At 42.8% G+C, this 636-nt stretch carries 1 protein-coding gene; it reads left to right on the top strand.

Going from position 1 to position 636, the window contains the following annotated elements:
- Positions 1-636: SpaA isopeptide-forming pilin-related protein (locus WMO75_RS19705; RefSeq protein WP_349078874.1), on the top strand; the 636-nt coding region annotated here is incomplete at both ends.

The following is a 636-nucleotide window of genomic DNA, read 5'->3' as shown; positions in this document are numbered from 1 at the left end:
ATTGAAAAGTGCAGTTTATGGACTGTATGCCCGTGAAGATATCGTGCATCCGGACGGAGCAACCGGAACTATTTATAAAGCAGGAGAACAGGTAGCTTCTCTTACAACAGATGACAAAGGACAGGCTTCTGTAAATGGCTTGTATCTTGGCAAATATTATATCAAAGAGATTACACCGCCGACCGGATACCTGGCAGATACAGAAGAGCATGATCTTACGTGTAGTTATGAAGGAGATATGACAGCAGAAGTAAAAAGAGAGTGCACTTCCAGTGAGCAGGTCATCAAGCAGCCATTTCAGATCATCAAAGCAGCCAACAATGGAAAGACCGATGCAGATCTGTTATCCGGAGCGGGATTCACAGTTTATCTGAAATCTTCCCTTACAAAGAAAGCAGATGGAAGCTACGACTTTGATTCTGCAAAACCTGTAGTGAGTGGAGAAAATGGAGCAACTGAGATTTTCACAGATGAAAAAGGTTATGCCTGCAGTATTCCATTATCATTTGGAAGCTATATCGTGCGTGAGACAACAACACCGCACAATTACAAGCCAGTTGATGATTTTGAAGTGAATATCACAGAGCATCATCCAAATGAGCCACAGATCTGGCGAGTGCTTCTGGATGAAGAGTT

The sequence above is a fragment of the Blautia intestinihominis genome (assembly GCF_040096655.1).
Taxonomy (GTDB): Bacteria; Bacillota; Clostridia; order Lachnospirales; family Lachnospiraceae; genus Blautia_A; species Blautia_A intestinihominis.
The sequence above is the reverse complement of the archived record's forward strand: the minus strand, read 5'-3'. Positions and strand labels throughout refer to the sequence as shown.